At 72.1% G+C, this 26799-nt stretch carries 26 protein-coding genes; 10 read left to right on the forward strand and 16 right to left on the reverse strand.

All coding sequences use genetic code 11. The features are described from left to right. The first annotated feature begins 2 nt into the window (after window positions 1–2). Complete coding sequence (locus tag ACWDGI_RS09000) at window positions 3–254, forward strand: hypothetical protein (protein WP_450756880.1); 252 nt, start codon at window positions 3–5, stop codon at window positions 252–254. A 25-nt stretch (window positions 255–279) separates the two neighbouring features. On the opposite strand, the gene ACWDGI_RS09005 is transcribed toward ACWDGI_RS09000, so the two are convergent. After that, window positions 280–1011, reverse strand: coding sequence for a DUF6454 family protein (locus ACWDGI_RS09005; RefSeq protein ID WP_450756882.1), 732 nt, complete (start codon window positions 1009–1011; stop codon window positions 280–282). Window positions 1012–1302: 291 nt separating this feature from the next. Beyond that, the gene (locus ACWDGI_RS09010; RefSeq protein ID WP_450756884.1) at window positions 1303–1911 is read right to left on the reverse strand and encodes an ATP-binding protein; all 609 of its coding nucleotides are present in this window, start codon (window positions 1909–1911) and stop codon (window positions 1303–1305) included. A gap of 327 nt (window positions 1912–2238) precedes the next feature. Here ACWDGI_RS09010 and ACWDGI_RS09015 point away from each other — a divergent pair, with 327 nt between their 5' ends. The 4 genes from ACWDGI_RS09015 to ACWDGI_RS09030 all read left to right on the forward strand — a co-directional run bounded on the left by ACWDGI_RS09015 (window position 2239) and on the right by ACWDGI_RS09030 (window position 4817). Then, window positions 2239–3114, forward strand: coding sequence for a helix-turn-helix domain-containing protein (locus ACWDGI_RS09015; RefSeq protein WP_450756886.1), 876 nt, complete (start codon window positions 2239–2241; stop codon window positions 3112–3114). Window position 3115: 1 nt separating this feature from the next. Next, the gene (locus ACWDGI_RS09020) at window positions 3116–3352 is read left to right on the forward strand and encodes a DUF397 domain-containing protein (RefSeq protein WP_406431475.1); all 237 of its coding nucleotides are present in this window, start codon (window positions 3116–3118) and stop codon (window positions 3350–3352) included. A 114-nt stretch (window positions 3353–3466) separates the two neighbouring features. Next, entirely contained in the window at window positions 3467–4282 is an 816-nt protein-coding gene (locus ACWDGI_RS09025; RefSeq protein ID WP_360478571.1) for an SAM-dependent methyltransferase, read from the forward strand. A 73-nt stretch (window positions 4283–4355) separates the two neighbouring features. Beyond that, window positions 4356–4817 (forward strand): SRPBCC family protein, encoded by a 462-nt coding sequence (locus ACWDGI_RS09030; RefSeq protein ID WP_450756889.1) that lies wholly within the window; start codon window positions 4356–4358, stop codon window positions 4815–4817. Between the two features lies 1 nt (window position 4818). Here ACWDGI_RS09030 and ACWDGI_RS09035 read toward each other — a convergent pair whose 3' ends face one another. After that, complete coding sequence (locus ACWDGI_RS09035) at window positions 4819–5604, reverse strand: NPP1 family protein (protein WP_450756891.1); 786 nt, start codon at window positions 5602–5604, stop codon at window positions 4819–4821. A gap of 230 nt (window positions 5605–5834) precedes the next feature. Between ACWDGI_RS09035 and ACWDGI_RS09040 the strand changes: the two genes are divergently transcribed. Further along, on the forward strand, window positions 5835–7490 hold the full coding sequence (locus ACWDGI_RS09040) for a carboxylesterase/lipase family protein (protein WP_450756893.1): 1656 nt from the start codon (window positions 5835–5837) through the stop codon (window positions 7488–7490). A 6-nt stretch (window positions 7491–7496) separates the two neighbouring features. Here ACWDGI_RS09040 and ACWDGI_RS09045 read toward each other — a convergent pair whose 3' ends face one another. Continuing rightward, entirely contained in the window at window positions 7497–8657 is a 1161-nt protein-coding gene (locus ACWDGI_RS09045) for a PP2C family protein-serine/threonine phosphatase (protein WP_450756895.1), read from the reverse strand. 49 nt (window positions 8658–8706) lie between these two features. Further along, complete coding sequence (locus ACWDGI_RS09050; protein WP_450756896.1) at window positions 8707–9696, reverse strand: aldo/keto reductase; 990 nt, start codon at window positions 9694–9696, stop codon at window positions 8707–8709. 393 nt (window positions 9697–10089) lie between these two features. Here ACWDGI_RS09050 and ACWDGI_RS09055 point away from each other — a divergent pair, with 393 nt between their 5' ends. Both ACWDGI_RS09055 and ACWDGI_RS09060 read left to right on the forward strand, forming a co-directional pair. Continuing rightward, a complete protein-coding gene (locus ACWDGI_RS09055) occupies window positions 10090–11022 on the forward strand; it encodes a LysR family transcriptional regulator (RefSeq protein WP_450756898.1) in 933 nt (310 codons plus the stop codon). Between the two features lie 105 nt (window positions 11023–11127). Further along, the gene (locus tag ACWDGI_RS09060) at window positions 11128–12291 is read left to right on the forward strand and encodes an NAD-dependent formate dehydrogenase (protein WP_450756900.1); all 1164 of its coding nucleotides are present in this window, start codon (window positions 11128–11130) and stop codon (window positions 12289–12291) included. Here ACWDGI_RS09060 and ACWDGI_RS09065 read toward each other — a convergent pair. The 7 genes from ACWDGI_RS09065 to bla all read right to left on the reverse strand — a co-directional run bounded on the left by ACWDGI_RS09065 (window position 12288) and on the right by bla (window position 18821). Next, a complete protein-coding gene (locus ACWDGI_RS09065) occupies window positions 12288–13514 on the reverse strand; it encodes a cytochrome P450 family protein (protein ID WP_450756902.1) in 1227 nt (408 codons plus the stop codon). The genes ACWDGI_RS09060 and ACWDGI_RS09065 overlap by 4 nt on opposite strands. A gap of 71 nt (window positions 13515–13585) precedes the next feature. Further along, a complete protein-coding gene (locus ACWDGI_RS09070; protein ID WP_450756904.1) occupies window positions 13586–14794 on the reverse strand; it encodes a cytochrome P450 in 1209 nt (402 codons plus the stop codon). After that, entirely contained in the window at window positions 14791–15417 is a 627-nt protein-coding gene (locus ACWDGI_RS09075) for a GTP-binding protein (protein ID WP_450756906.1), read from the reverse strand. Before ACWDGI_RS09075 ends, ACWDGI_RS09070 begins: the two co-directional genes overlap by 4 nt. Beyond that, window positions 15398–15745, reverse strand: coding sequence for a DUF742 domain-containing protein (locus tag ACWDGI_RS09080; RefSeq protein ID WP_450756908.1), 348 nt, complete (start codon window positions 15743–15745; stop codon window positions 15398–15400). The genes ACWDGI_RS09075 and ACWDGI_RS09080 overlap by 20 nt, the downstream gene beginning before the upstream one ends. After that, complete coding sequence (locus ACWDGI_RS09085) at window positions 15742–16149, reverse strand: roadblock/LC7 domain-containing protein (protein ID WP_351734280.1); 408 nt, start codon at window positions 16147–16149, stop codon at window positions 15742–15744. Before ACWDGI_RS09085 ends, ACWDGI_RS09080 begins: the two co-directional genes overlap by 4 nt. Then, window positions 16146–17765: an ATP-binding protein gene (locus tag ACWDGI_RS09090; protein ID WP_450756911.1), complete on the reverse strand. Its 1620-nt coding sequence runs from the start codon at window positions 17763–17765 to the stop codon at window positions 16146–16148. Before ACWDGI_RS09090 ends, ACWDGI_RS09085 begins: the two co-directional genes overlap by 4 nt. Window positions 17766–17945: 180 nt before the next feature. Beyond that, window positions 17946–18821, reverse strand: coding sequence for a class A beta-lactamase (gene bla / locus ACWDGI_RS09095; protein WP_450756913.1), 876 nt, complete (start codon window positions 18819–18821; stop codon window positions 17946–17948). A gap of 232 nt (window positions 18822–19053) precedes the next feature. Here bla and ACWDGI_RS09100 point away from each other — a divergent pair, with 232 nt between their 5' ends. Beyond that, window positions 19054–19872 (forward strand): hypothetical protein, encoded by an 819-nt coding sequence (locus ACWDGI_RS09100; RefSeq protein WP_450756915.1) that lies wholly within the window; start codon window positions 19054–19056, stop codon window positions 19870–19872. Window positions 19873–20063: 191 nt separating this feature from the next. Beyond that, window positions 20064–23438: a pyruvate carboxylase gene (locus ACWDGI_RS09105; protein ID WP_450756917.1), complete on the forward strand. Its 3375-nt coding sequence runs from the start codon at window positions 20064–20066 to the stop codon at window positions 23436–23438. 58 nt (window positions 23439–23496) lie between these two features. Here the strand turns inward: ACWDGI_RS09105 and ACWDGI_RS09110 are convergent, their stop codons facing one another. The 4 genes from ACWDGI_RS09110 to ACWDGI_RS09125 all read right to left on the reverse strand — a co-directional run bounded on the left by ACWDGI_RS09110 (window position 23497) and on the right by ACWDGI_RS09125 (window position 26787). Continuing rightward, a complete protein-coding gene (locus ACWDGI_RS09110) occupies window positions 23497–24474 on the reverse strand; it encodes an SMP-30/gluconolactonase/LRE family protein (RefSeq protein WP_450756919.1) in 978 nt (325 codons plus the stop codon). 154 nt (window positions 24475–24628) lie between these two features. Beyond that, window positions 24629–25081, reverse strand: a complete 453-nt coding sequence (locus ACWDGI_RS09115) for a hypothetical protein (protein ID WP_450756921.1) — start codon at window positions 25079–25081, stop codon at window positions 24629–24631. A gap of 42 nt (window positions 25082–25123) precedes the next feature. Further along, window positions 25124–25924, reverse strand: coding sequence for a DUF4389 domain-containing protein (locus ACWDGI_RS09120; RefSeq protein ID WP_450756923.1), 801 nt, complete (start codon window positions 25922–25924; stop codon window positions 25124–25126). Between the two features lie 86 nt (window positions 25925–26010). Continuing rightward, on the reverse strand, window positions 26011–26787 hold the full coding sequence (locus tag ACWDGI_RS09125) for a polysaccharide lyase family 7 protein (protein WP_450756925.1): 777 nt from the start codon (window positions 26785–26787) through the stop codon (window positions 26011–26013). Window positions 26788–26799 lie beyond the last annotated feature (12 nt).

Below are 26799 nucleotides of genomic sequence, written 5' to 3' on the forward strand. Positions count from 1 at the left end.
CCATGGTGACCGAACCCCGCCCCACCGCCGCCGCCCCCGAACTCCTCGCCTACGTCGACGACCTGAGAGTCGACGCGGACCGGATGGACGGCTTCGCGCAACGGCTGCGCGGTGCCGCCGTCACCCTGGCCGGCTGTGCCGAGGCACCGGAGTGGAGCGGGACCGCCCTGGAGCGGCAGGCGACGGCCTGCGCGGCCGCGGCGGCCCAACTGCGCTCCGCGGCGACGGCGTTGCTGTCCCACGCGACGAACTGACCGGCGTCCGGCCGGCCGCCTGGCGTCAGCCGCGCAGCGCCGCCTCCAGGACCAGCAGGCACGTCTCGCCCGGTGCCGAGGAGTCGTCGGGCAGCGCGTACAGCCGGAGCCGGTCGGTGCCGGCGATCTCGAAGTCCACGGCCCTGACGGTGACCGCGCGCCCGGCGGGGGAGAGGGCGGTGACCGCCGCGCAGTCCTGCACGCCGACGTGACGGCTCGGCACGGGGGCCCCGTCGACGGGTTCGCCGTCCGTGGACAGCACCAGGACCCGCCGGCCGCCCCAGGTCGCCGCGTGCAGCAGCCCGGTCTCGGGGTCACGGGCGATGTCCCGGAGGTGGTCCGGGTACCGGAACATCTCCTCCACCTCGCCGGTCGCCGGATCCAGCCGGTACACGATGGACCGTGAGTCGGGCCGGTCCTCGGCCACCGCGACCCACACGAACTGCCCGTCGTGGGTGAGACCGCCGGCGTGGTAGAACGTGTCCTCGCCGAGTTCCCAGTGCCGCAGCAGCCGCCCCCGCCCGCTCATCTCGAAGAGGTGCCCACGGCCCGTGCCCGGGGTGTACGACGTCCCCTCCGGCCCCGCGGTGGCCGCGGCCGGCCGCAGGATCTCCGAGCTGCTCACGAAGAAGCTGCCGTCGGCCCGGTCCATGCCCTGGGGGCGATGGCAGACGAAGTCCAGCGGCACCGTGTCCACGAGGATCCACTCGGCGGCCCTGGCCACGCGGGCGATGGCCTCGTCGACCGTCGCTTTCATCGAGGTGCCGCCTTCCGCCGCGGGCCCCTTCCCCCGATCATGCGGCGCGACCCCGACGGCCGCATCCCGTGCCGGGCGCCCGCCATGCACACACGACGGCCCGGGCCTCGCAGGAGGCCCGGGCCGCGGGGCGGGACGGGGAGCGGGTCAGCCCGCCGGAGTGGTGTGGGGTTGGTCGGGGCCCGGCTTCGGACGGGTGCGGGTCCAGGACGGGTCGGCGGCGAGGTCGGGCGTGGGGGGATGGTTCATGAGACGACGTGCTTCCTGAGATGGGGGGAGAAAGCGGGGAGGTCAGTCCGGTGCCGTCGACAGCTCGGCCCAGACGACGCGTGCGGAGGATCCCTCCGGCGCGACCGTGACGCCCCAGTCGAGGCTGAGCGCGTCGACCAGGAACAGTCCGCGCCCGTTCTGCTCGTCGGGTCTGGCCTGCCGGGGCGCCGGGAGCGTGAAGCTCCCGCTCTGGTCCTCGACCTCGATACGGATCCGGTCGGGGACGGCGTGCACCCGGCAGATGATCCGCCGGCCGGCCGAGTGGACGATCGAGTTGGTGACCAGTTCGGAGGTCACCAGGACCGCGTTGTCGCAGGCCTCCTCGCACACGCCCCACGAGGCCAGCAGCTCGCCCACGCTGCGGCGGGCGTTGCCCACCGCCCGGGGTGTCGGCGCCAGGTCGAACGCCAGGCTGTGCGGGACGGGCCGGTCCCCGGAGGCGAACCGGTCGAGGCCTTGCGGCCCAGGGAGTCGACCGAGGCGTTCGCCTCCGGGTGGTCGGGGGATGCCGGCCGCGTCCGACGGGCGGTGCGGGCCCTCGGCGCCGGCCGCGAGCGCCGGTCGGGGCAGGCCGGGTATCCGGTCATCGGGCAGTCGGTCGAGCGGCTGGGGGAGAGAGGGCGGGGCCATCGCCGTGCGCCTTTCGTCCGGCTTCGCAGCGTGGGGGGCTGAGCGGTCGCATCCGCCCCTGCCGCACGGGGGCAGACGACGACCCGTGCCTGGCCGACACCGGATCGCAGCTCAGTCTCCCCCAACTGGACTGCTTCGCCTGCTCCTTGGTCAGCGGGAGCAGTAGGTCCACTCTGGCATCTGCCAACATCGCCTCGCAACCGGCAAGTTGAAAATTGCAAGAAGTGAAGTGCATGCTGCTCCCGACAGGAAGTGATCGAATGAGTCCGCGAGCCGATCAGGAACGCGTGAGACGGTGACCCTGAAACCTGTGCGAGGGGGTAGGGCGTGACCTCGGAGACCGACTGGGGCGGTGCCCCTTCCGTCCTGCGCATGATCCTCGGCCGGCAACTGGAGGAGATGCGGACCCGGGCGGGCCTAACCTACGAGCAGGCCGGCATCGCGATCGGCGTCAGCCACTCCACCATCCGCCGGATGGAGGCCGCCAAGGTGGCCCGGCTCCGGCTGGCCGACGCCGAGAAGCTGCTGCAGATCTACGGCGTGACGGACCGCCAGGAGGTCGACACCTTCCTGCAGTCGGTGCGCGAGGCCAACAAACGCGGCTGGTGGCACACCTACCGCGATGTGATGCCGGACTGGTTCGCCGCGTATCTGAGCCTGGAACAGGCCGCGTTGCAGATCCGCGCCTACGAGAACCAGTTCGTGCACGGCCTGTTGCAGACCCGGGAGTACGCCGCCGCCCTGCTCGGCGCCGGCAACCCGCACGCGCCGACCGAGGCCACCCAGCGCCGGGTGGCGCTGCGGATGCGCCGTCAGGAACTGCTCAACCGCGAGGCACCGCCCAGGCTGTGGGTCGTGATGGACGAGACGGTGCTGCGCTGGCCGGTCGGCGGTGCCGGGGTCATGCGCGCCCAGATCGACCATCTCATCGAGATCAACCGGCTGCCCAACGTCACTCTGCAGATCATGCCGTTCGCCAACGGCCCGCACCCGGCGATGCGCGCCGGTGCGTACCACCTCTTCCGGTTCCGGGCCCCCGAACTGCCCGACATCGTCTATCTCAACGGCCTGGTGGGCGCCGTCTACCTGGACAAGAGCGAGGATGTCGTGGTCTACCGCGAGGCCCTGGACCGGTTGGGCGCCCAGGCGGCGCCCGCCAGGAAGACCGAGGTCATCCTCGGTGCGATTCGCGAGGAGCTCTGACGTGCACCACCCCGTACACAACGGCATTCCGTCCCGGCAACTGGGCGCGCGCGGCTGGTCCAAGCCGTGGAGCGACGACGCCGGCGGCGCCTGCGTGGAAGTGAAGAAGCTCGCCGACGGGCGGGTAGCGGTACGCCAGTCGACCGACCCGGACGGCCCGGCGCTGGTCTTCACGCCCCGCGAGATGACCAGTTTCCTGTCCGGTGTGAAGGCGGGTGACGCCGACTTCCTCATGTGAGCCGTGTTGCCGGAACTTCCTTGCTATAGCTGATCGTTCACCCAACCCCCCACATCTGACGCAACCACCCCCCCCCCGCACCCCCCTCACTTCACCCGAATGGGAGACACGGCGTTGCCCGACAACGGATGGCCGGCCGACCGCATCGACACCGAGAACGCGCACTCCGCCCGGATCTACGACTACATCCTGGGCGGCAAGGACTACTACCCCGCCGACCAGGAGGCGGGCGACGCCATGTCCCGGGAGTGGCCCGCGCTCCCGGTCCACATGCGCGCCAACCGCGACTGGATGAACCGTGCCGTGCGCTGGCTCGCCGAGGAGGCGGGGGTGCGCCAGTTCCTGGACGTGGGCACCGGCATACCCACCTCCCCGAACCTCCACGAGATCGCCCAGGCGGTCTCCCCCGACTCCCGGGTCGTCTACGTGGACAACGACCCGATCGTCCTCACCCTGTCCCAGGGCCTGCTCTCCAGCGCGCCCGAGGGCAGGACGGCGTACATCGAGGCCGACTTCCGCGACCCGGCGGCCATCCTGGACGCCCCCGAGCTGCGCGACACCCTCGACCTCGACGAGCCGGTGGCGCTCACGGTGATCGCCATCGTGCACTTCATGCTCGACGCGGACGACGCGGTCGGTGTCGTACGACGGCTGCTGGAGCCGCTGCCCTCCGGCAGCTACCTGGCGATGTCCATCGGCACCGCCGAGTTCGCGCCCGACGAGGTGGGCCGGGTCGCCCGTGAGTACGCGGCCCGCAACATGCCGATGCGGCTGCGCACCATCGACGAGGCCCACAAGTTCTTCGAGGGCCTGGAGCTGGTCGAGCCGGGCATCGTCCAGGTGCACAAGTGGCTCCCGGACGGCCACGGCGAGGAAGGCATCCGCGACGAGGACATCGCGATGTACGGAGCGGTCGCCCGCAAGCCGTGACCCAGAGCCCCGTGCCGGGGCCCGGCTCACCTTCCCGGCCCCGGCACGGTCGTCCCACGGGTACCGTGAGGTCATGACCAGCACGCGCGTCACCCGGCGGGTACAGGCGCCCCCGGCCGCCGTCTACCGGGCGCTGCTCGACCCGGAGGCGGTCGCCGCCTGGCGGACGCCGGACGGCATGACCGCCCGGGTGCACGCCTTCGACGCCCGGGAGGGCGGCGAGTTCCGGGTGTCCCTCGACTACGACGACCCCGGGCGCGCCGGGAAGTCCGGCGGGCACACCGACACCTACCGGGGGCGCTTCGCCCGGCTGGTCCCGGACCGCCTCGTCGTCGAGGTCATCGACTTCGAGACCGCCGACGACGCCGTGCGCGGCACCATGACGATGACGACGTCCCTCACCGCGGCCGGCGGCGGCACGGACATCGAGGTCCTGCACGAGGGCGTCCCCGAGGGCGTCCGCCCCGAGGACAACGAACTGGGCACCCGGATGGCCCTCGACAACCTGGCCCGGCTCGTCGAGGGCCGCGGGTGACTCACGCGTTCGGGTCGAAGGAGATCCCGGACGGCATGGAGTAGGACAGGTTGGCGTTGAACGAGCCGTCCTTGATCTTGATGGTGGCGTCGCCGAAGTCCGCGTTCATCAACTTGTCGCGGTAGCCCGCCGGGTAGCCGTCCCAGCCCACCAGACGCGGGAAGAACCAGCCACCGGTCACGTTCTCCGGCGGGTCGTCGTTGGAGTTGGCGAAGCGGAAGTCGTGGGTGGACAGGCCGTCCTTGTGGTACACGATCTTCGGGTGGGTGCCGTCGAACCGGATCGCCGAGGCTGCCGCCACCTGGTAGCTGCTGTGCTGCGACACCGAGACGTACTGCACCTGGTTGTTCTGGATCCACACGATGACGTGTTCCCAGTCGTGCCGGTGCCCGATGGCCGCGGGCCCGTACGTCGCCTGGTCCTTCTCGAAGTAGCTGGCGTACATCACCGCGCACCAGCCGTTGTTGCACTTCTCGCGCGAGTAGGTGTTGGCGTTGGCCAGCTGCGCGTAGTCGTGGCAGTGGCCGTTGACGTCACCGCCCAGCCCCAGACCGGGGTTGAGGGTGCCGTCCGCGCCGATCGCGGCGGTGGTGTAGCAGCCGTCGCCGTCGTAGTCGTAGGCCGGGGAGAAGGTCTGTTCCAGCCCGTCGGCGTTCTGCGGCAGCAGGGTCAGGACGTCGGCGTGCGCGGTGGCGGGCACGGCGACGACCAGGGCGAGGGCTCCGAGGGCGGCGGCCAGGGCCTTGCGCAGCGGCCGTCTGCGGGTGGGGGACTGCAGGTCGGGCATGTCGACTCCCTGTCTCTGAAAGGCGAAGCGGAGTCTGACAGTCAGCCAATGGTCGAGACCACCCTTACGACTTAACTTTGACCCAAAGACAATTGAACAGCTCGATCAACTCCCTTGCTGTCAGACCCTGTTGACCTGCTGTGAGTAGCCCGGTTGCGCTTGCCGCGGCGCTCGGCCCGACGCCAGGCTTCTCGTCGGCTCGCCCCCCCCACGACCCGAAAGGGAGCCCGGTGAACGACAGAGACATGCCTCCGACCGCGCTGAACCGGCGCGGCTTTCTCGGCGCAGCCGCCGCGGCCGGGCTGCTCGGCACGCTGCCCACGCCGGCCGAGGCGGCCCGGAGCGCGGCCGACGCCGACCCGGTCACCACCGAGTCCGGCCGGACCACCGGAGTCCAGGGCGGCCTGCGGGGCGTCACCGTCTACAAGGGCCTGCCGTACGCCGCCTCCACCGCGGGCGCCAACCGCTGGCGCCCGCCGCAGCCGGCCCCCTCCTGGGACGGCGTGCGCACCGCCGACAGCTGGGGGCCGGCCTGCCCGCAGCCCGTCACGGGCATCCCGGCCGGCCAGGTGCCCGAACTCGGCGAGGACTGCCTCAACCTCAACATCTGGACGGCGGCGACCGGTTCGGGCGGCAGTCGCCCCGTCCTCGTCTGGCTCTACGGCGGCGAGCAGGCCCTGTGGTCGGGCCAGGAGATCTACGACGGCTCCCTGCTCGCGTCCAAGGGCGTGGTCGTCGTGACCCCCGACTACCGCGTCGGCCCGCTCGGCGGTCTCGCCCACCCCGAACTGACCGCCGAGTCCACGTACGGCGGCTCGGGCAACTGGGGGATCCTGGACGTCGTCGCCGCCCTGGAGTGGGTCCAGCGGAACATCGCCGCGTTCGGCGGCGATCCGGACCGGGTGACCCTGGCCGGCTGGGCGCAGGGCGCGTCCGTCGTCAACACCCTGCTCGCGTCCCGGCGCGCCAGGGGCCTCTACCACCGTGCCCTGCTCTCCTCCGGCGTCCGGTACACGAAGGACCCGGCGATCGCCCGGGAGACCGGCCGCTACCGGACCCTCGCCGACGCCGAGGCCGACGGCACCGAATTCGCCGCCCGGCTGGGCGCCGACGGCCTCGCCGCACTGCGCGCGCTGGGCCCCGACGACATCGTGGCAGGGGCCCTGGCCGACTCCTCCGCCGACTTCGGCCAGGTGCTCGACGGACACGTCCTGCCGGACACCTACACGGCCGTGCTGGCGGCCCGCGCCGAGACCGACGTGCCCGTCCTCACCGGTGTCTGCAAGGACGCGAACGGCGCGTCGCCCGGCCTGCGGACGACGCTCGACGCGTTCCGGGACCACGCCCGGTCAGAGTTCGGTCCGCTGGGGCTGGCCGACACCTTCCTGGAGCTGTACCCGGCGGACAGCGACTCGACGGCGGCCCAGCAGTACAACGCCTACGCCCGTGACGAGGAACGTGTCTCCGCCTTCCTGTGGGCGACCCAGTTCAAGGACACCGCCGGCAACACCGGCCCCGTCCACACCTACTTCTGGACCCGGGTCCCGCCCGGCCACGACGCCACCAACCCGGCCGTCGGCACCGACGTGACCGGCGCCTTCCAGGGCTCCGACGTCTACTACCTGCTCGGCTACCTCTACAGCACCGACCGCCCCTGGACCTCCCAGGACTACGACATCGCCGACACCACCGCCTCCTGCGTCGCCCGGTTCGCCGCCACCGGCGACCCGAACGGCGGCTCCCTGACCGACTGGCCGGCCCTCGCCACCGACACCCCGCGGACGATGGAACTCGGCGCGGACTTCGGCCCGGTCGCGGTGGCGGACAGCGACGCGAAGCTCACCTTCCTGAAGACGTATCTGGAGTCGCAGACCAAGGAGTTCTGAGGCCCGCTACGCCCGGTTGGCCCCGTGGCCGAGGACACCGTGGTGGTGACGGCGATGCACGGTCGGGGTGCGGTGCAGGGCGATCAGGGCCGCGTCGTCGCCGAGGTGGCCGCCGGCATGGGTCAGCAGATCGCGCCGCACGTGGTGGATCAGTGCCTCGGGAGAGTCGTCGGTCCACTGCGCCACCCGGTCCGCGAGCGGGTAGAAACGGCCCTGCGCGTCCCGTGCCTCGACGACACCGTCGGTGTAGAGCAGCAGGGTGTCGCCCGGCTCGAAGGAGAACACGTCCAGGGTGTGTTCGGTGCCGCCCGCGCCGGGCACACCCAGCGGCGGCGACGGATGCAGGCTCGGGACGGTCACCGCGTGCCCCGGGCTCAGCAGCAGGGGCGGCGGATGGCCGCAGCTGGTCATCCTGGTGACCGGGTCCTCGTCGGGGATCTCGACCAGCAGCGCGGTGGCGAACCGCTCGGCCGCCTCCTCCCGCGGCTCCAGGTCCACCGCGTAGCGCTGCACGCTCTGCTCCAGGGCGGCCGCCAGGTCCGGCAGGGTGACGTGCCGGTGGGCGGACTCCCGGAAGGCGCCCAGCAGCAGCGCCGCCTCCCCGATCGCGGACAGTCCCTTGCCGCGGACGTCGCCGATCAGGACCCTGACCTCGCCGTCACGGCGGGTGACCGCGTACAGGTCACCGCCGATCTGCGCCTCGTCCTCGGCGGCCAGGTATAGCGAGGCGATCCGCAGCGGGCCGATGTGCTCGGGCAGCGGCCACATCAGCACGTGCTGCGCGGCCTCGGCGACCGTGCGCACCTGGGCCAGCTGGGCACGGCGCCGCTCGCGGACCGCGCTGTAGACCACCACCATCACCGAGAGCAGCGTCAGGGTGACGATCTGCACTATGTGGTTCGCGGTGAACAGCCCGCCGTGGAACACGGCGATCACCACCTGGGCGGCCACCGCGAGTACCCCGACCAGCGCGGTGGCCCGGGGGCCGGCGAAGGACGGGGTGAGCGCGGGGGCGATGACCAGGGCGGGGCCCAGATGGATGTCCCTCGGCGCGCGCAGGTCCGCCACCGCGATCACCACGATGAGTGCGATCGGGAGCAGCAGCAGCGCGTGGGACGACTGCCACGACCGCCGCAGGCCCGCCGTACAGCTCCGCAGGTTCACCATGCCACCAGCGTGCGCCACCCCCCATCGAGCGGCCACCGAGAGCGGAGACCTAGAGGTTCACGCTGTTCATCCCGGCCTCGTCGTAGCGCTCGCCCGCGGCCTTGGGCACCTCGGCGTCGATGCGGGCCAGATCCTCCTTGGTCAGTTCGACGTCGACGGCGCCGGCGTTCTGCTCCAGGTAGGTACGGCGCTTGGTGCCCGGGATCGGGACGATGTCCTCGCCCTGGGCCAGCACCCAGGCGAGGGCCAGCTGGGCCGGGGTCACGCCCTTCTCGGCGGCGATCTCCTTCACCTTCTCGGCGAGCCGCAGGTTCGCCTCCAGGTTGTCGCCGGTGAAGCGGGGGCCGGTGCGGCGCCAGTCGTTCGCGTCGAGGTCGTCGGGGGAGGAGAACCGGCCGGCCAGGAAGCCACGGCCCAGCGGCGAGTAGGGGACGAACCCGATGCCCAGCTCCCGGCAGACCGGGATCACCTCGTCCTCCGGGTCGCGCGTCCACAGCGAGTACTCGGTCTGCACCGCGGCGATCGGGTGCACCGCGTGGGCCCGCCGGATCGTCTCGGCGCTCGCCTCGCTCAGTCCGATGTGCCGCACCTTGCCCTCGGCGACCAGCTCGGCCATGGCGCCGACGGTCTCCTCGATCGGCACGTTCGGGTCGACGCGGTGCTGGTAGTAGAGGTCGATGTAGTCGGTGCCGAGACGCTGCAGCGAACCGTGCACCGAGCTGCGCACGTGCTCGGCCGAGCCGTCCTGCCGGCCGATGCTGCTCATGTCGCCGGGGACGGCGTCGTCCATCCGGTAGTTGAACTTCGTGGCGATCACGTACTCGTCCCGGTGTCCCCGGACCGCCTCGCCGACCAGCGTCTCGTTGGTGAGCGGCCCGTAGAGCTGCGCGGTGTCGAGGAAGGTGATCCCGAGTTCCAGCGCACGGTGGATGGTCTGCGCGCCCTCGTCCTGGTCGGCGGTGCCGTAGAAGGCGGACATTCCCATGCAGCCGAGGCCGATGCTGCTCACCTGAAGGTCTCGCAGACTGCGCTGTCGCATGTTCACTCCCAGCCTTTCGTTCCTGCTCGGTTCGGGCTCCGGTTCCGGAGGGCCCGCGGGCCCCGTTCCATTCAGCTGCGGAATCCGCGCGTCGGCATCCCGGCGCCCGGGGCCTGGTCCGGTGGAGCGCTTCGGACGCTACGGCTTCGAGCGCACTCGATGTCAAACGGCCGCCCCGGGCCCGCGTTCCCGGTCCGTACCCCCGTCCGGTACCCGTGGACCCGATACGCGCGGATCCGGTGCGGCCAGACCGGGAACAGGCAGACCCGATACCCGTGAACCCGATGCCCATGGACCCGATGCCCATGGACCCGATACCCGTGGACCCGGTACACGTGGACCCGGACACGGCGACCGCCGTCGATCCGCCGCCGAGCCCTTCCGGGAGGCCGCATGCTGCTGCGCCGGCTCGAATACCTGGTCGCTCTCGCCCGGGAACGGCACTTCGCCCGCGCGGCCGCCGCCTGCCATGTCTCCCAGCCCTCCCTGTCCGCCGCGATACGCAGGCTGGAGCACGAGCTCGGCGTGCCGATCGTGCGCCGGGGCCGCCGCTACGAGGGACTGACCCCCGAGGGCGAGGTGGTGCTGGCGTGGGCGCACCGCATCCTCGCCGAGCGGGACGCGCTGCGCCAGGAGCTGTCGGCCCTGCGGGACGGCCTGACGGGCACCCTGCGCCTCGGGATCGTCCCCACCGCGGTCCCTGTGGCCGCGCTGCTCACCGGGCCGTTCTGCGACCGGCATCCACACGCCCGGGTGGCCATGGAGTCCCTGTCGTCCGTCGACATCCGGCGCGGTCTGGCGGAGTTCGAGCTGGACGCGGCCATGACGTACCTGGACGACGACGAACTGCGGCAGGTCCGCCGCTTCCCGCTCTACGAGGAGCGCTACGTCCTGCTCACCCCGGTCGGCGGCCCCCTCGGCGACCCGGCCACCGCCACCTGGTCCCAGGCCGCCGCCCTCCCGCTGTGCCTGCTCGGACCACGGATGCGCAACCGGCGGATCATCGACGAGTGCTTCGCCGCCGACGGTGCCGCGCCGGTTCCGGCGGTCGAGTCCGACAGCGTGGCCGGCCTCTACGCCCACCTCCCCGGCGGGCGCTGGTCCAGCGTGATCTCGCACGCCTGGCTGCACATGTTCGGCGTCCCGGCGGGCATGCGCGTGGTCCCCTTGGAGGGCCCGGCCCACGGTCCCCGGGTGGGCCTCGTGGTCGCCCGCAGCGAACCCCAGTCCGTGCTCGCCGAGGCCTTGGTGAAGGTCGCCCGTCAGGCGCGGCTGCGGGACGCGCTCGACAGCCTGCTGACCGCCCACCTGGACGGCCCCGACTGATAGCCGCGGGCTATGAGCACATAACAAAGTTCGCTTTGACCTGCGCAGTTGAACCCGGGGATCGTGAAGGGAAGCCATCCGCAACGGAGTTGAGGAGCCGCCACCATGGCCAAGGTGCTCTGCGTCCTGTACGACGACCCGACCGACGGATACCCGAAGAGCTACGCCCGCGACGACGTCCCCGTCATCGACCACTACCCGGGCGGCCAGACCACCCCCACCCCCGAGGCGGTCGACTTCACCCCCGGCCATCTCCTCGGCAGCGTCTCCGGCGAACTCGGCCTGCGCACCTTCCTGGAGAAGGCCGGCCACACCCTCGTCGTCACCTCCGACAAGGACGGGGCGGCCTCCGTCTTCGACCGTGAGCTGGTCGACGCCGACGTGGTGATCTCGCAGCCGTTCTGGCCGGCCTACCTCACCCCGGAGCGGATCGCCGCGGCCCGGAACCTCAAGCTGGCGATCACCGCCGGCATCGGCTCCGACCACGTCGACCTCGACGCCGCGATCTCCCACGGAGTGACGGTCACCGAGGTGACGTACTCCAACAGCATCAGCGTCGCCGAGCACGTGGTGATGATGATCCTGGGGCTCGTCCGCAACTACCTGCCCGCGCACCAGGTGGTGCTCGACGGCGGCTGGAACATCGCCGACTGCGTGAGCCGTTCGTACGACCTGGAGGGCATGCACGTCGGGACCGTCGCCGCCGGCCGGATCGGTCTGGCGGTGCTGCGCCGCCTCGCGCCCTTCGACGTGAAGCTGCACTACACCGACCGCGCCCGGCTGCCCGAGTCCGTCGAGCGCGAGCTGAACCTGACGTTCCACGAGAGCGCCGCCGCCATGGCCCCGCACTGCGACGTCGTCACCATCAACGCGCCCCTGCACCCCGAGACCGAGGGCCTGTTCGGCGACGAACTGCTGGGCACGATGAAGCGCGGCGCGTATCTCATCAACACCGCGCGGGCCAGGATCGCCGACCGGGACGCAGTCGACCGGGCGCTGCGCAGCGGGCAGCTGGCCGGTTACGCGGGCGACGTCTGGTTCCCGCAGCCCGCGCCCGCCGACCACCCGTGGCGCACCATGCCGCACCACGGGATGACCCCGCACATCTCAGGCTCCAGCCTCTCCGCCCAGGCCCGCTACGCGGCCGGCACCCGGGAGATCCTGGAGTCCTGGCTCGCCGGCCGGCCGATCCGCGACGAGTACCTGATCGTCGACGGCGGTGGGCTGGCCGGCACGGGAGCCAAGTCGTACTCCGTCAAAACCCGTTAGGGGTTCAGCCGGACAGGCAGCTCGAAGAGGTCGTTCTGGGTGACCACCGGCTTGTTGCGCAGCTCGGACGCCGGTACCGCGAGGTCCAGGCCGGGGAAGCGGTCGTACAGGGCGGGCAGCGCGACGCCCGCCTCCAGCCGGGACAGCGCCGCGCCGGGGCAGACGTGCGGGCCGTGGCCGAAGGAGATGTGCCGGTTCTTCGACTCCCGGGTGACGTCGAACTGCCCGGCACTCGGGCCGTGCGCGTCCTCGTCACGGCCTATCGCGGCGTACGACACGATGAGCGCGTCGCCCGCCGGCAGCACCTTGTCGCCGACCGGCACGTCCTCGGTGGCGAAGCGGATCAGCACGTGCGAGGTCGGGGTGGACCAGCGCAGGGTCTCCTCTACCACCGCCGACCAGTCCACCTCGCCGCAGAGCACCTTGGCCCGCTGGTCGGGGTGGGCGGAGAGGTTGACCACGGCGTTGACGATCAGGGAGATCGTCGTCTCGTGCCCGGCCGCCACCATCAGCTGGAGGGTGGAGACGATCTCCTCGTCGGTGAGGTGGTCGCCGTCCTCGGAGGCCAGGATCAGCGCGCTGGTCAGATCGTCGCCGGGCTCGGCCCGCTTGGCGGCGACCGTCGCCGCCATGATCCCGGCCAGCTCGGTGAGGGTGGCGATGACCTCCGCGGGCGGGGTCTGGGTCGAGAAGAACTTCTCGAACAGCACCTTCAGACGGGGCAGTTCGGCCTCGTCGATGCCCATCAGGTCGGCGACCACGAACATGGGCAGCGGATAGGCGAAGGCCGCCTTGAGGTCCAGGCTCTCCTGGTCCGCCGGGAGAGCGTCCAGCAGGTCCTGGGTGAGCTTCTCGATCCGCTCCCGCATCTGCTCCACCCGGCGCGGGGTGAGCGCCTGCGCGACCAGCGCGCGCATCCGGCGGTGGTCCGCGCCGTCCACGGTCAGCATGGAACGGCCGGGGTTGGCGAGGCCGATCAGCGGCCAGTCCGGCGGTATCTCCCCGCGCTGCCAGGCCCCCCACACGTTGATGTCCTTGACCAGACGCGGGTCGGTGAGCAGCCCCTTGGCCTCGGCGTGACGGGTGACCGCCCAGACGGGCACCCCGCCGGGCAGCTCCACGGCGGCGAGCGGACCGGCGGCACGCAGCCGCGCGCTCTCGCCGTCCAGGTCGGTGACGAAGGGGTCGAGGGCGATCCGGGTTTGTTCGGTACCGGTCGTCATCGTGACGTGCCTCCCAGGGCAGGGTCGGAGTACTGCGCCAATCGGTGCCGCGCCTGACCGTCGGTGTCGGACTACAGGGCGGGTACGGGCGTGAACCGGACGGGAAGCTCGGTCAGCCCCCGCAGCCAGGGCGAGGGCCGGCGGGCGAGGGAGCCGGCGGGCACCGCCAGGTCGATGTCCGGCAGCCGGTCGAGGACGACCTCGATACCGGTCCTGGCGATCACCTCGGCGACCTCCTGCGCCGGGAACGGGCAGCGGTGGTCGCCGTGCCCGAAGGAGAAGTGCGCGCTGTTGCCGCCGGTCAGCGCGGAGGCGTCGGTGCGCACCTGCGGATCGGAGTTGGCGCCCTGCAGGCCGAGGATCAGCAGGTCACCGGCGCGGATCCGGCGGCCGCCCAGCTGGGTGTCACGGGAGGCCCAGCGCCCCGCTATGTTCTGGCTGGGGGTGTCCTCCCACAGCACCTCGTTCATCGCCTCGGCGACACTGTTGCGGCCGCCGAACAGCGAGGCCGCGAACCGGTCGTCGGTGAGCATCAGGCGCAGCGAGTTGCCGATCCAGTCGGCCGTCGGCTGGTGCCCGGCCGCCATCATGACCATCAGGTCCTGCATGATCTCTTCGTCGGTGAACCCGCTCTTGTCCTGGAGCATCCGCGACACCACGTCGTCGGCCGGGTCCGCCTTCCGGTCGGCCAGCAACTGCGCCATGGACGTGGCCAGATGCCTCTGCCCGTCGATCGCCCGCTCGCGCCCGTCGATCATGTCGTTGAGCGCGGTGACCAGGCCGGGGCCCTCCTCGTCGGAGAAGCCGTACAGCCGCGCCAGCACCCGCACCGGCAGCAGCATCGCGTACTGGCCGACCAGGTCCGCCTCGCCGCTGGTGCACAGCGCGTCGATCAGCTCGTCCGCGAACCGCTCGGCGTGGCCCCGCAGTTCGAAGGGGTCGACGGCCTCCAGCGCGTCGCTGATCATCCCGGCGCGCTCGCGGTGCCGCTCGCCGACCGTGTAGAGGATCGACGGCTGCTTGCGGCCGATCATCGGCAGCAGCGGCCAGTCGTCGGGGATCACGTCCCACTGGTTCCACAGCTCGGAGTCCCGGCTGAACAGCACCGGGTCTCCGGTCACCTGGTGCAGCTCGCGGTAGCCGACGACCAGCCAGGCGGGCACGTCCCCGTCGAGCACGACGGGGGTGACGGCGCCGTGGTCGCGCCGCATCTCGCGGTACAGACGCGCCGGTTCGGTCTGGAACCGGGGGCCGCCGAGCGGCACGGCTTCGGGGGTCACACGAACTCCTGTCGGGGCAGGTCCGCCGGTGCCGAGGGGCCGGCGTACCGGTTCTTGACGTGCTGGACCAGCTGGATGAGCACCTGTTTGCCGGACTGCCGGGAGCGGGCGTCACAGGTGACCAGCGGGATGTGCGGGTCCAGGTCGAGCGCGTGCCGGACGTCCTCGGGCGTGTGCACGGGGCCGCCGAAGTCGTTGCAGGCCACGATGAACGGCGTGCCGTGCTTCTCCAGCCGGTCGATGGCGTACCAGGAGTCGTCGATCCGCCGGGTGTCGACGAGCACCACCGCGCCGAGGGTGCCGGAGAACAGGCGGTCCCACAGGAACCAGAACCGCTCCTGGCCCGGCGCCCCGAACAGGTACAGCACGTTGCGCGCGTCCAGCGTGATCCGGCCGAAGTCGAAGGCGACGGTGGTGGCGGACTTGCCACGCACCTCGCGGATGTCGTCGACCTCCTCGCCGGCCTGGGTCATCGTCTCCTCGGTGTTGAGGGGACGTATCTCGCTGACGGAACGGACCAGGGTGGTCTTGCCGACGCCGAAGCCGCCCACGACCACGATCTTGAAACCGTGGTCGGCGGAGGCACCCAACGGGGTGCGCGCGTCAGAGGTTGCGGAGTCCAACGAGCACCTGCTCCAGGATGTCGGGGTCGGTGATGGCCGGCCGGTACGGATGGCGGGCGCTGACCCGGCCGGCCGCCTGCAGGTCGCACAGCAGGACCTTGGTGATGCTCACCGGCAGCTTCAGCTCCGCGGCGATCTCCACCACCGAGGTCGGGAACTCGGCCAGCCGCAGGATCGCCGCGTGCTCCGACTGCATGCCCGGGGTCGGCTCCGACTCGGCGACGACCAGCGTGACCAGGTCGAAGGGGCTGTCCGGTCCGGTGCCGCTGCGGCCGCCGGTGATGGTGTACAGGCGGTCGGGTGCGTCGTCCCTGCCGGGCCGGCTCATGACGTACGGGGCTGCGCGGTCAGGTGCTCGCCGAGCTGCTCGACCAGTTCGCTCATGTTGTGCCCGACCAGCCCGGGGTCCGCGTCCTCGCTGGTCACCACGGCCAGATGGGCGCCGTCGCCGGCCTCCACGATGAACAGCACGCCCCCGTAGAACTCGGTCATCGCCGACCGCACACCGCCGCTGCCGTCGCCGAACTCGACGGACGCCCCGTGCGACAGAGACTGGATGCCGGCGGCGATCGCCGCGAGCTGGTCGGCCTGGTCGACGGAGAGCTCCGGGGTACGGCAGAGCTTCAGCCCGTCGCGGGAGAGCACCAGGGCGTGCCGCGCGCCGGGGGTGCGCTCCAGGAGGCCCTCGATGAGCCAGGTGAGCTTGTCGTCGGCGGTGGTCCTGCCGGTCATGAAGTGGTGTCGCCTTCCGGGTGCGCGTGCGGGTGGGACGTGGGCTCGGGGCCGGACTCCGGGTGGGGGGCGGGGACCGGGTCGTGCGCCGGGCTAGGGGTGTAGGGGGCGGTGGCGGCGTCGGCCGCGCCCTGGGCCCCGGCCGAGCCGGGCGCGCCGAGGGCGTCGGCGTGGTCCGATGCGCCCGGGGCCTCGGCGGGGTCGGCCGCGGCCGGGCGGACGGCCTGCCGGAAGCTGTTGAAGCGGGCGGCGCGGACCCGGGCGTCCTCGGCGGCGGGCGCCGGGCGCGGCTCGGCCGGCTGGGGCGCCGACCGGCGCTCGGCCTCGGCGAGGGTCCGGCCGCGGCGCCGCCTGGGCAGCCCGGTGGGGCCCTCCTCGTCCTCGTCGGGCTCCGCGGACTCGTGCACGGGTGCCGGGTCCGGCGGGGCCGGTACCGGTTCGGCCGCCTCCGGCCGCCTGGGCAGCGCGGGTTCGTCGGCGACCGGGCGGGTCAGCAGGTCCTGCGGGACCAGCATCAGCACCCCGGTGCCGCCGCGCGCCGACGGCCGGAACGACACCTTCAGACCGTGCTTGCCGGCCAGCCTGCCGACCACCGCGAGCCCGAGCCGGGTACCGGTGAGCCCGCCCAGTTCGGTGGTGTCACCGGCGACCGCCCGCTCGGCGCGGCGCAGCTGCACATCGCCCATCACCAGCCCGCTGTCCTCCACGGACACGATGACCCCGGCCGGCACCTCCTCCACATAGACGTGGACCTCGGCCGTCGGGGGCGAGAAGTTGGCCGCGTTGTCGAGGAGTTCGGCGAGCGCGTGCATGACGCCCTCGGCCGCGTGCCCGGTGACGGCCGTCTCGCTCACCGAGTGCACCCGCACCCGGCGGTAGCCGCTGATGCGTCCCAGCGCGCCGCGCAGGATGGACTCCATGCTGATCGGACGCGCCCAGCGGCGGCCGGAGCGCGCCCCGGTCAGGACGGCGATGGAGTCGGCGATCCGGCCCGCCTGGGCGGTGCGGTGGTCGAGGTGCAGCAGGTCGGCGAGCACCTCCTCGTCGGTGTGCCGCTCCTCCATGGCCCGCAGGTCGGCGAGGGTGGCGGTGGCCAGGGCCTGCATCCGGCCGGCCGCGTTGCCGGCCGCGGCGATCGCCGCGGCCCGCTCCCGGGAGGCCTGCTCCAGGTCGGCGGTGAGCCGGCCGTTCTCCTGCCGGTACCAGTCCAGCTCCTGGCTGCTGCTTTCGTGGATCCGCGCCCGCTCCTGCTCGAAGGAGTCCGCGAACTCGCTTCGCTGCTGGGCCAGTTCGTCGATGAGCCGCTGCTGCTCCTGGCGCGCCTCCTCGGTCGTGCGGACCTGTTGCTGGAGCAGCCGGCCGATGTCCTGGCTCACCGTCTCCAGCCGGCGCCGGGCGCGCCGGGCGGCCCGCGCCGCGTGGGCGGCCCAGGTCACCGCCGCGCACAGCACCAGCGCGGCCGCGCCGGCCCCCAGGGCGAGGGGGGTGCGGACCGAAGGCGGCGCGGCGGTCACCGCGGCGACGACCACGAGGGCCGACACCACCGCGGTCGGCGCGAGGGTGAGAACGAGCGTGCGGAGGGCAGGTCGATCGCCGGTATGCGTGGGCGCGGTCATCGGTCCGGTCTGGTCCTCGGAGCGGGTAGGGAAGTGTTTCCGGTGAAGGAGATGTGACGCTCGGTACTGAACTGGCCGTCACTATACGAGAGTTCGTGATCGAAACAGAACAGTTCCGGTCCCCTTGCCGGAAACCGCTGTCCGTGACGCCTACTTGCCGTGTCCCGACTGTGAACGATGCTATGAATCGCCTCGCGTGAGCACGTCGGCCACCACGGCGGCCGCCTCCTTCACCAGCGCCGAGTCGGCCTGGGCGGCGGGGTCGGTGTGGGTGGACAGGACGGCGACGACGACCGGGGCGCGGCCCGGGGGCCAGGCGATCGCGACGTCGTTGGCGGTGCCGTAGGCGCCCGTTCCGGTTTTGTCACCGACTTTCCAGTCCGCGGGGAGCCCCGCGCGGATCCGCTCCCCGCCGGTGGTGTTGGCGAGCAGCCAGCCGGTGAGCCGCCGCCGGTCCGCACCGTCCAGGGCGTTGCCGACGGCCAGCCGCGCATAGCTGGTGCCGATGGCCCGGGGAGTGGTGGTGTCGGTGACCCGGCCGGGCTCCGCCGAGTTCAGCTCCGGCTCCCACCGGTCGAGCCGGGTCACCCGGTCCCCGATCGAACGGCACAGCCGCGTCACCGCCACCGGACCGCCCAGTTGCTCCAGCAAAAGGTTGGCGGCGGTGTTGTCGCTGTACGAGACGGCCGCCGCGCACAGCTCCGCGACCGTCATTCCGGCGGCGAGATTCTCCGGCTTCCCCGTGATGGGCGCCCCGCCCGACTTCTCGACATCGGTCCGGTCGTAGTGGACGACCTCGCCGAGCACCTCCTCGTCCAGGTCCCGCAGCACCGCGGAGACCGCGAGCGTCTTGAACGTCGAACACATCGGGAAGAGTTCACCGCAACGGTGCCGGACCTGGGCCCCCGAGCCGGTGTCCCAGGCGAACACCCCCAGCCGGGCCCCGTGCGCGCGCTCCAGCGCCCGGAATCCGGCCGTGGTGTCCGGGGCGGTGCGGGCGGGCAGTGCGGTTCCCAGGGCCGCGGTCAGCACAACACGGCGCGACGGCTGCTGCATTACCACTCCTTTGCCGAGGTTTCGACGAGGGGGACGTGATCACGTCCCCGGAGGTTCCGTCGTGGACGGGTGACAAACCTGACGCCGATATCCGGCCGGTAGTAGCTCCCGCATCGTCGCAAATGATCCAAACGTCTCTACGATGACGCGTGGAACGGCCGGAGAGCGGAGAGGCTCTTCAGGGGCGCAGGGCCGACGGCCGGGGGCCGGTGTCGAGGGGACGATGCCTTTCATGACGGGGAACGGAAGCTGGGGGACGGCGGCCGCGCGTGCGGTCCGGTTCGCAGGGCGGACCCTGCGCGACGAAGGGCGCTCCATCGTCGTGGAGCCGGTACGGCAGCTCGTACGGCGTGGTCTCCGCGGGATCGTGCTGGCGTTCGTGGCCGCGTTCGGCGTCATCTTCTTCCACGGCATCGCCCAGCACCCCTTCGGCAGGAGGCTGGTGTGGCACCTCGGCGGTGTCACCGCCGACCTACCCCTGTGGCTGTCCCTGCTGCGCACCCCGGTCTCGCTCTACGTCCCCGCGCTCGACCTCCCGGTCTGGGCCGGCATCACCCAGCTCTTCCTCGCCTTCGCCCTCGCCGAACTCATCCTCGGCCGTGCCCGGACCCTCGCCGTCGCGTACCTCACCACCCTGGCCGGCACCATGACCGCCCGGGTGATGGTCGCGCTGGGCCCGGGCTGGTGGGGCTTCGGCCTGCCCGCGGAGGCCGGCCGGATCCTCGACACGGGGCCGTCCGCCGCTGTGGTGGGCCTGTTCACCTATCTGGCCGTGGTCCGCCGGGCGCCCGTCGTCTTCGCGCTGACCGGCGGTTCGATGGTGTGGGAGTCCGTCGCCGTACCGAACCTCGCCGGCCGCGAGCACCTGATCGCGGTGGCCACGGCGATCGCCCTCGGCCTGCTGCGCGGCCGCAGGCTGCCGATGTCCGCCCGGCTCGTCGAACGCCCCGCCGAACGCCTCCGCACCCCGCCGACCCCGCCCCGGTCCGACCCGCCCGTACCCCGGCCCGACGCACCGCAGCGCCCCGTGCCGTCGCTCCGGATCCCCTGAGACTCCCCAACTCTGTCGTCTTCCCCGAAACCCCATAAGTCACGCGGCCGACCCGCCGAACTGCTCATCGACGTCAATGTGATGGTTTTCGCACTTCAGCCGGTCCGGGCAACCCCTAATGTTGCGCGGGCTACGGCAGGGCGCGGCTGACACCATGGTGTTCGTCGCCGGCAGGCTGAAGGGATCCAGGGATGTTCCGCAAGGTGCTGGTCGCCAACCGTGGAGAGATCGCCATTCGCGCTTTCCGCGCGGGCTACGAACTGGGCGCGCGCACGGTCGCCGTGTTCCCCCACGAGGACCGCAACTCGCTGCACAGGCTGAAGGCCGACGAGGCCTATGAGATCGGGGAACCAGGGCACCCGGTACGGGCCTACCTCTCCGTCGAGGAGATCGTGGCCGCCGCCCGGCGGGCCGGGGCCGATGCCGTCTACCCGGGCTACGGCTTCCTCTCCGAGAACCCGGAACTCGCCCGCGCCTGCGAGGAGGCGGGCATCACGTTCGTCGGGCCGAGCGCCCAGACGCTGGAGCTGACCGGCAACAAGGCCCGCGCGGTCGCCGCCGCCCGCGCCGCCGGGGTACCGGTGCTCGGCTCCTCGCAGCCCTCCAACGACATCGACGAACTGGTCCGCGCCGCCGACGAGATCGGCTTCCCGGTGTTCGTGAAGGCCGTCGCCGGCGGCGGCGGCCGCGGCATGCGCCGGGTCGAGGACCCGGCCGCGCTGCGTGAGTCCATCGAACAGGCCTCCCGGGAGGCGGCCTCCGCGTTCGGCGACCCGACCGTCTTCCTGGAGAAGGCGGTCGTCGACCCGCGCCACATCGAGGTGCAGATCCTCGCCGACGGCGAGGGCAACGTCATCCACCTCTTCGAGCGGGACTGCTCGCTGCAGCGCCGCCACCAGAAGGTCATCGAGCTGGCCCCCGCGCCCAACCTCGATCCCGAACTGCGCGACCGCATCTGCGCGGACGCGGTCCGCTTCGCCCGCGAGATCGGCTACCGCAACGCCGGCACCGTCGAGTTCCTCCTCGACCGCCAGGGCAAGCACGTCTTCATCGAGATGAACCCGCGCATCCAGGTCGAGCACACGGTCACCGAGGAGGTCACCGACGTCGACCTGGTCCAGGCCCAGATGCGCATCGCCTCCGGCGAGACCCTGGCCGACCTCGGGCTGTCGCAGGAGACGGTGAAGCTGCACGGCGCCGCCCTCCAGTGCCGTATCACCACGGAGGACCCCGCCAACGGCTTCCGCCCCGACACCGGCCGGATCAGCGCCTACCGCTCCCCGGGCGGCTCCGGTATCCGCCTCGACGGCGGTACCACCCACGCCGGTACGGAGATCAGCGCCCACTTCGACTCGATGCTGGTGAAACTCACCTGCCGGGGCCGGGACTTCAAGGCCGCCATCGGCCGCGCCCGGCGTGCCGTCGCCGAGTTCCGCATCCGCGGTGTGGCCACCAACATCCCCTTCCTCCAGGCCGTCCTGGACGACCCGGACTTCCAGGCCGGGCGGATCACCACCTCGTTCATCGAGCAGCGCCCGCACCTGCTCACCGCCCGCTCCTCCGCCGACCGCGGCACCAAGCTGCTCACCTATCTGGCCGACGTCACCGTCAACAAGCCGCACGGCGAGCGCCCCCACCTGATCGAGTCGACCACCAAGCTGCCCCCGCTGCCGGCCGGAGAGCCGCCCGCGGGCTCGCGGCAGCGCCTGGTCGAACTCGGCCCGGAGGGCTTCGCCCGCGCGTTGCGCCAGTCGCCGACCGTCGGCATCACCGACACCACCTTCCGCGACGCCCACCAGTCCCTGCTCGCCACCCGCGTACGCACCAGGGACCTGCTCGCCGTCGCCCCGGTCGTCGCCCGCACCCTGCCCGGACTGCTCTCCCTGGAGTGCTGGGGCGGCGCCACCTACGACGTCGCGCTCCGCTTCCTCGCCGAGGACCCCTGGGAGCGGCTGGCCGCCCTGCGCGAGGCCGTCCCCAACATCTGCCTGCAGATGCTGCTGCGCGGCCGCAACACCGTCGGCTACACGCCGTACCCGACCGAGGTGACCGACGCCTTCGTACACGAGGCCGCCGCCACCGGCATCGACATCTTCCGCATCTTCGACGCCCTCAACGACGTCGGCCAGATGCGCCCCGCCATCGAGGCGGTACGGCAGACCGGCACCGCCGTCGCCGAGGTCGCCCTCTGCTACACCGCCGATCTCTCCAACCCGGACGAGCGGCTCTACACCCTCGACTACTACCTGCGGCTCGCCGAGCAGATCGTCGAGGCCGGCGCGCACATCATCGCCGTCAAGGACATGGCGGGCCTGCTGCGCGCCCCCGCCGCCGCGAAGCTGGTCTCCGCGCTGCGCCAGGAGTTCGACCTCCCCGTCCACCTGCACACCCACGACACGGCGGGCGGCCAGCTGGCCACCTACCTGGCCGCGATCCAGGCGGGCGCGGACGCGGTGGACGGCGCGGTGGCCTCCATGGCGGGTACGACCTCGCAGCCCTCGCTGTCGGCGATCGTGGCCGCGACCGACTACTCGGAGCGTCCCACGGGGCTCGACCTGCGGGCGATCGAGGACCTGGAGCCGTACTGGGAGAGCGTCCGCAAGGTCTACGCGCCCTTCGAGGCGGGCCTCGCCTCCCCGACCGGCCGCGTCTACCACCACGAGATCCCCGGTGGCCAGCTCTCCAACCTGCGCACCCAGGCCGTCGCGCTCGGCCTCGGCGACCGCTTCGAGGACATCGAGGCGATGTACGAGGCCGCCGACCGGATCCTCGGCCGGCTGGTGAAGGTCACCCCGTCCTCGAAGGTGGTCGGCGACCTGGCCCTGCACCTGGTCGGCGCGGGGGTGCAGCCGGAGGACTTCGAGGCGACCCCCGACAGGTTCGACATCCCCGACTCGGTCATCGGCTTCCTGCGCGGCGAGCTGGGCACCCCGCCCGGCGGCTGGCCCGAGCCGTTCCGCACCAAGGCGCTCCAGGGCCGCGGCGCCGCCAAGCCGGCACCGGAGCTGGGCACCGAGGACCGCGAGGGCCTCGCCAAGGACCCCCGCGCCACTCTGAACCGGCTGCTGTTCCCGGCCCCGACCCGGGAGTTCGAGACGCACCGTCAGACCTACGGTGACACCAGCGTCCTCGACAGCAAGGACTTCTTCTACGGCCTGCGCCCGGGCAAGGAGTACGCGGTCGACCTGGAGCCCGGCGTCCGGCTGCTCATCGAGCTCCAGGCGATCGGCGAGGCCGACGAGCGCGGTCTGCGCACGGTGATGTCCAGTCTCAACGGCCAGCTGCGGCCCATCCAGATCCGCGACCGGGCGGCCGCCTCGGACATCCCGGCCACCGAGAAGGCCGATCGCGCCAACCCCGGCCATGTCGCGGCCCCGTTCGCCGGAGTCGTCACCCTCGCCGTCGAGGAGGGCGCGGAGGTCGAGGCGGGCGCCACGGTGGCCACCATCGAGGCCATGAAGATGGAGGCCACCATCACCGCCTCGAAGGCCGGCCGGATCTCCCGGCTCGCCATCAACCGCATCCAGCAGGTCGAGGGCGGCGACCTGCTGGTCGAGATCGCCTGAGTCCGGCCGGTACCAGGGCGAGGGGGGGGCCGGCCGGTGCCGGGCCTCCCCTCCTCGGTCATGAGCGGGCGAAGTGGGCGCGCAGCCGCGCCTTCAGCAGGTTCGGGTCGCGCTGGGTGGAGTAGGCGCCGCCCGCCACGAACAGATCGCGGCCGTTCACGGCCAGCGAGGTCGGGTTGGACAGGCCCTCCTGCACGGTGAGGACGGTGCTGCGGGTGCCGTCCGGGCGGACCATGACGACCTCGTTGGACGTGTTCAGCGCGGCGAGCACGACGTCCGAGTGACCGGGGAAGACGAAGTCGTCGACGCCGGTGAGGCCGGTCGCCCGGGTCTCGGTCGCCCCGGCCGAACCGTCGGCGCCGACCGGGATGCGCAGCAGCGTCCCGCGGTCGCTGTTGGTCACCCAGACCGCGTCCTGGTGCACCTTGACCCCGTTCGCGCCGAAGCCGCTGGCCGGCGCGGGAAGCCCGCGGAGTTCGGTGCCCTTGGCCCAGGCCGTCGGCGTGCCGCCGGCCTGCGGGATGCGCCACACCGTGCCCAGCGCCGAGTCGGCGGCGTAGAGCACCCCGTGCCGCTCGTCGAGGGCCAGGCCGTTGGGCAGGCTGTCCGACGGCAACTGGGCGATCCGCTCGGGTGTGCCGCCGCCCGCCGGGACGCGCCAGACGCCGGTCCGGTCGGTGCCGGTGGCGTAGTTGACGTAGAGCGTGCCGTCGTGGGCGCGGGCCAGGCCGAGGGTGACGGCGCCGCCCATCAGGGAGGTGCGGGGGTGGTCCTCGGCGGGCAGGGTGGCCAGTACCCGGACCCGGCGTTCCCGGGTGACCCTGGCGACCTGCCGGGCGAACGCGAAGGTCACGTCGACCGAGCCGCCCCGCTCGGTGACGACGTTCTCGGGCGTCTGCCCGGCGGCCAGGTCGAAGTGCGCGATGACGTGCGGACTGGAGACGACCGGCTCGTCGCTCGCGGCGGGAGCCGCCGCGAGCAGGCCGATCGCGATCGCGGCCGGGGCGACGGCGGCCGGACGGAGAAATCGGGGCATGTGACCTCTTTCGACGGGAGCGCGAAGCTCCGGCGTACCGGTCACACCAACATGACTGCTCGTCGGTCCCGGCCCGGGGCAGCCCCGGCCGGGACGTCGCCCGCCCGGCGCACGGCGTGGCCCCGCTTGCCGTGCAGCCGGGTGACGGTCCCGCTCAGTTCCACAGCGGGTAGTTCATGACCTGCGTGTATCCCTCCGGCTTGGCGCCGGAGTAGTTCAGGCTCATCCGCGTGAACTGCTCCACGTTCGGATGCTTCGTCCAGGCCGTCGGCCGGTCGAGCCGTACCGTCACCGGATACTTGCGGAAATGGCCGGCCGCGCAGTACGGCTTGCAGTCGTTCACCGCGTTCACGCCGTGACCGACCGCCGTGTTGTCGTTCCACTGGGTCCAACGCATACCGGTCAGCAGGCTGTTGCCGTCACCGCAGGCCAGCAGGAAGTCGGTCGGCCGGAACCGCTGGTGCCAGAGGCAGTCGACGAGCACCGGGTGCTGGACCGCCCGCGACGCGGCCGGTGTCGGCGGTGTCGCGGAAGCCGTCGTCATGCCCGCCGTGAGCAGCAGGGCCGCCCCGAGTCCGATCGCCGTTCCCACCACTGGTCTGCGCATGGTCGCTCCCACCAGTTCCGCCGTATTGCCTTCCCTTCGACGCTACGACCGTCCCGCCGGATGTACCACTTGCGCCGGGTGGGCGAGCCCGTTGTCGTCGTAGTCGGCGGTGGAGCGGGAGAAGACCTGGGTGAGCAGGCCGAGAACCAGGAAGAGCCAGACGAGGACCTTCGCGGTGGTGTCCAGGAGCAGCGGACGGGTCGCGGAGCGGGCCTCCTGCGCCTTGGCGGCCGGCTGGTCGCCGAACAGGCCCTTGGGGTAGACGGGCGTCAGCATGCCGGCGTACGCGCCTAACCGCATCCGGTAGCGGGCGACCGCCGCCGTCGCCCCGAAGACCGGCCCGGGCAGCCGCCCCAGCACGATCCCGGTGATCCAGAAGATCCAGCCGATCGCGAACCAGCCGGCCGCCGCGAAGTTGGCGACGATCCCCGCCGGGATCATCAGGATCAGCCGGAACAGCACCGCGAACCGGTTCAGGGTGGTGGGCCGCAGCTCGATCTGCACCGGGTACTCCGGCGCGGTCAGGGCGAACGGCGGATAGCGGTCCACCAGGAGCATGGAGCTGGCCGTGACCCGGGTCTCGTACGCCAGGTACCTGCCCAGGAAGCCGGCGATCCCGTCGGGCAGCCGGCCCAGGACGAGCGCCGCGAACCAGCCGGCCACCGTCACGAAGAACGCGGCGATGCCCAGCAGGCAGACGACGACGAACTGCGGGATCAGCAGCAGCCAGCGCAGCAGTACCGTCCAGCGGCGCTGCGGCCCGGGTGCCGGGATGTCCAGCGCGGGCCGCCACTCGGCGTCGTCCGCAGGGACGGGAGGACGTGGTGCCCAGCTCTGCGTCATGAGTCCTCCCGTCGTCCGGCCCGCGGCGCGGATGGCATGTCCATCGTGCGGCGGAACCACCGCCCCCGCCAGAGCGGTGGCAGAACTCAGCCGTGATTGACGGTCAGGCCGTAGAACGCGACCCGGGCGCCGTTGGTCGTGCTGTCGGAGGACGACTGGTTGTACGAGCCCGCCTTGAAGTACTGCTTGTACGGGTTGAAGGAGGACGGGATGGCGTAGTGGGTCGTGGTGCCGTTGACGGTCAGGTCGATGGTGTTCCCGCCGGAGACGGCGATGGTGTAGGTCCAGGTCTTGCCGATCGACACATGGCCCACGTCGTGCGTGGTCTGGCCGCCGGACGGGGAGTTCTCGGTGCCGAGGACGATGTCGCCGTTGGAGTGGTAGTACAGCTCCAGCAGGGGCTTGGTGGAGGAGCCGCCGGTGCCGAGGTGGATCTGGCCCACGCACACGTTCTTGGTCACCGAGACCACCCGCAGCGTCGCGCTCATCCGGTGGCTGCCGCTCAGCGACCAGTTGGCCGCGCTGCCGTCGCGGTTCATCTCGCGCAGCTCGGAGCGGGCGTAGTTGGAGTTCGGCGTGGTGACGCCCTTCTCGGGCGCCCAGAAGGTCATCGCGCCGTCGCGGGTGTCGGTGTAGAAGTACGCGTCCTGGTAGCCGTTGGCACCCTGCAGCCGGGACGAGGGGATGGTGGTCGGTGAGCCGGGGGAGCCGACCGGCTCCTGGAGCTGCCAAATGGACAGGTCGAAGTTGCCGCCGGGCGCCTTGCTCGGGTCCGCGGCGCCCGCGCTGCCGCCGGTGAGCAGGACGAGGGCGAGGACGAGGCCCGCGGCGGGTGGAGCCGCGAGCAGCCGGGAACGGTTCATGTGGGGGGTCCC

The sequence above is a fragment of the Streptomyces sp. NPDC001220 genome (assembly GCF_053597895.1).

Excerpts from the sequence above, each read along its gene's own strand:
- ACWDGI_RS09125 (WP_450756925.1), bottom strand. The coding sequence starts at position 26,787 with ATGAACCGTTCCCGGCTGCTCGCGGCTCCACCCGCCGCGGGCCTCGTC.
- bla (WP_450756913.1), bottom strand. The coding sequence starts at position 18,821 with ATGCAGCAGCCGTCGCGCCGTGTTGTGCTGACCGCGGCCCTGGGAACC.
- ACWDGI_RS09090 (WP_450756911.1), bottom strand. The coding sequence starts at position 17,765 with ATGACCGCGCCCACGCATACCGGCGATCGACCTGCCCTCCGCACGCTC.
- ACWDGI_RS09050 (WP_450756896.1), bottom strand. The coding sequence starts at position 9,696 with ATGCGACAGCGCAGTCTGCGAGACCTTCAGGTGAGCAGCATCGGCCTC.
- ACWDGI_RS09115 (WP_450756921.1), bottom strand. The coding sequence starts at position 25,081 with ATGCGCAGACCAGTGGTGGGAACGGCGATCGGACTCGGGGCGGCCCTG.
- ACWDGI_RS09045 (WP_450756895.1), bottom strand. The coding sequence starts at position 8,657 with ATGGTGAACCTGCGGAGCTGTACGGCGGGCCTGCGGCGGTCGTGGCAG.
- ACWDGI_RS09065 (WP_450756902.1), bottom strand. The coding sequence starts at position 13,514 with ATGACGACCGGTACCGAACAAACCCGGATCGCCCTCGACCCCTTCGTC.
- ACWDGI_RS09100 (WP_450756915.1), top strand. The coding sequence starts at position 19,054 with ATGACGGGGAACGGAAGCTGGGGGACGGCGGCCGCGCGTGCGGTCCGG.
- ACWDGI_RS09000 (WP_450756880.1), top strand. The coding sequence starts at position 3 with ATGGTGACCGAACCCCGCCCCACCGCCGCCGCCCCCGAACTCCTCGCC.
- ACWDGI_RS09010 (WP_450756884.1), bottom strand. The coding sequence starts at position 1,911 with ATGGCCCCGCCCTCTCTCCCCCAGCCGCTCGACCGACTGCCCGATGAC.
- ACWDGI_RS09110 (WP_450756919.1), bottom strand. The coding sequence starts at position 24,474 with ATGCCCCGATTTCTCCGTCCGGCCGCCGTCGCCCCGGCCGCGATCGCG.
- ACWDGI_RS09035 (WP_450756891.1), bottom strand. The coding sequence starts at position 5,604 with ATGCCCGACCTGCAGTCCCCCACCCGCAGACGGCCGCTGCGCAAGGCC.
- ACWDGI_RS09005 (WP_450756882.1), bottom strand. The coding sequence starts at position 1,011 with ATGAAAGCGACGGTCGACGAGGCCATCGCCCGCGTGGCCAGGGCCGCC.
- ACWDGI_RS09080 (WP_450756908.1), bottom strand. The coding sequence starts at position 15,745 with ATGAGCCGGCCCGGCAGGGACGACGCACCCGACCGCCTGTACACCATC.
- ACWDGI_RS09085 (WP_351734280.1), bottom strand. The coding sequence starts at position 16,149 with ATGACCGGCAGGACCACCGCCGACGACAAGCTCACCTGGCTCATCGAG.
- ACWDGI_RS09120 (WP_450756923.1), bottom strand. The coding sequence starts at position 25,924 with ATGACGCAGAGCTGGGCACCACGTCCTCCCGTCCCTGCGGACGACGCC.
- ACWDGI_RS09055 (WP_450756898.1), top strand. The coding sequence starts at position 10,090 with ATGCTGCTGCGCCGGCTCGAATACCTGGTCGCTCTCGCCCGGGAACGG.
- ACWDGI_RS09030 (WP_450756889.1), top strand. The coding sequence starts at position 4,356 with ATGACCAGCACGCGCGTCACCCGGCGGGTACAGGCGCCCCCGGCCGCC.
- ACWDGI_RS09105 (WP_450756917.1), top strand. The coding sequence starts at position 20,064 with ATGTTCCGCAAGGTGCTGGTCGCCAACCGTGGAGAGATCGCCATTCGC.
- ACWDGI_RS09060 (WP_450756900.1), top strand. The coding sequence starts at position 11,128 with ATGGCCAAGGTGCTCTGCGTCCTGTACGACGACCCGACCGACGGATAC.